This window comes from Citrobacter sp. wls613, from assembly GCF_005281195.1.
Classification (GTDB): domain Bacteria; phylum Pseudomonadota; class Gammaproteobacteria; order Enterobacterales; family Enterobacteriaceae; genus Citrobacter; species Citrobacter gillenii.
This window is the reverse complement of sequence record NZ_SZXN01000017.1, coordinates 176-2,225: the sequence shown is the minus strand read 5'-3', so window position 1 is coordinate 2,225 and position 2,050 is coordinate 176. Positions and strand designations below refer to the sequence as shown.

Annotated in this window: 1 protein-coding gene; it reads right to left on the bottom strand. The window is 64.0% G+C overall.

Features of this window, described 5'->3' with window-relative positions; all coding sequences use genetic code 11:
* Positions 1 to 116: 116 nt before the first annotated feature.
* The coding region (locus FDX01_RS03540; RefSeq protein ID WP_249360849.1) for a TolC family protein at positions 117 to 2,050 on the bottom strand (1,934 nt) is incomplete at its 5' end.

The following is a 2,050-nucleotide window of genomic DNA, read 5'->3' as shown; positions in this document are numbered from 1 at the left end:
AGCGGGGGTTGGGTCGGCGGCGAAGGCGCTGGCGCACAGCGCCAGGCCCGTCAGCGGCATGAGCGCGCGGATGCTGCGCCAGCCTTCGTTCACGTTGTTCATACCTGTTCCTGTTATTAAGGGTTACTTGCCGTCATCACGCCGGTGTCGCCTGCCGCTTTATGCAGGTCGGACACCACGGAGAGCGCGGCGGCTTCTGCCAGCGCGCTGACCGAACGGGTGTTGACGTCATTCGGCAGATAGCTGGTGTATTTCTGGTAGGCGACCTGCGCGCCCTGGGCGTTATAGACCGCCATTTCCCACACGCCGCGCTGCGAGCCTGACGCGCGTTCAAGGTTGAGGTTCATTTGCAGTTTCACGCTGTCGGCGCCGTTGCCCTGCACCAGCTGGTTGGCGGCCAGCACATGGGTGACCGACTGATAAATCGCGCTCTTGTTGACGCCCGCTGGCAGGCGGCCCAGGGTGACGCTGACCGGATGGCGGGAAACTACCGCGTCGGCGCTCTGGGTGAAGACCTGCTTCTCGCCCGCCACCAGGCTCTGGTTGATTTCACGCGACAGGGTCGGCAGATCGCTGCTGGTCACCTTTTCCGGCAGCAGGTCGATGCCTACCGAGTTCAGCACGCGGCCATAGGCGGACTGCGCCTGCGCGTAGGAGGCGGCTTCCTGGAAGCGGGAGACGATGGAGCGCGCCTGGGTGCGCAGGGATTCCAGGTCGCTTGAGAGCGAGTTGTCGGAACCGGCGCGGGAGATGCTCGCCAGACGCTGGTCGACGCGGGCGGACTCCTGGGCTATCTGGTAGTCGTACACCGCGAGCTTGTAGCGCTCAACCGAGACGCGCACCTGAGTCAGCACCGCCATGCTCAGCGCCATACGGCGGGCATTGTCGGTGGCCAGGCGCGCGTCGTTGGTGCGGCTGATGGCCGGCGCGCTCAGCAGCTTGAACAGGTTCATGGAAACGCCCACGCCGCCCTGCACCCAGCTGTTGTTGTAGAGGTAGCTGTTGGAGTCGTAGCTGATGCCGCCGAACAGATTCAGGTTCGGGAACAGCGAGGCGATCTGGCGTTTGGTTTCCAGCACGTCGATGCGGGTTTTGTAATCTTCTTCACGCAGCTCTGGGCGGCGTTCCAGCGCCATCTGCTCAAGCGTATCAAGCTGGCTTGGCACGCCGGAAAGCGCCGGATTGGCGACGTCCTGTAAGGTGAAGTCGGTGGTGGACGGCAGGTTCAGCAGGGCGGCCAGCTCGCTTTTCGCCATCTGCATCTCCTGGCGCTTCTGGTTCAGCAGCGCCACCGCGTCGAGCAGGGCGCGCTGGTACTCCAGGCCCTCGACCGGCGGCAGAATGCCTGCGCGCTCCGCTTCGCGGGTTTTCTCAAGCGCGGTCTGGATCTCTTCGGCCAGCGGCTGCGCTTCGCTCAGCAGACGCTGTGCGCCCAGCGCGCGCCAGTACGCGTCGCGCACCTCCTGGACAATATTCTGCAATACCTTGCGGCGACGCTCTTCGGCGATGTTGACGTTATCCGCCTGCTGCTTCGCGCGGTAGTAGCTCATGCCGAAATCGAGCACGTCCCAGGAGAAGGTGGCGTCGGCCAGCAGGTGCTCGCGCTCTTCAGAGGTGGACGGACGCAGGCTGACGACCCGGTCTTCGATACCGACGCTGGTGCCGCCGGAATCGTTGTCGCGCCAGCGGTAGCCGGCATCGGTCATCAACTTCGGCAGCATATCCTGCTGGGAGATATCCAGGATGCCGCGCGACAGGGCGGTTTCCATCATCTTCAGGCGGTAGTCGAGGTTGTATTTCAGCGCGCGGGCCATGGCGTCTGACAGGGTCAGCGGACCAGAGACCGGCTGCTGGTCGCGGTACATGGCGGCGCGGTCGGCGCTGACGCGCGCGCCGATTTCATCCTGGGTCAGCGGTTCAGGTTTAATGGTGCCGCAACCGCTTAACAGCAGCGCGGAAACCAGTGCGGCGACAGGGGCGAGCAGAGGCGCAGAACGTACGGCAGTCGGGGTTACGGCAGTTAAAGTCGTCATCATTGTTATGCTTAAAG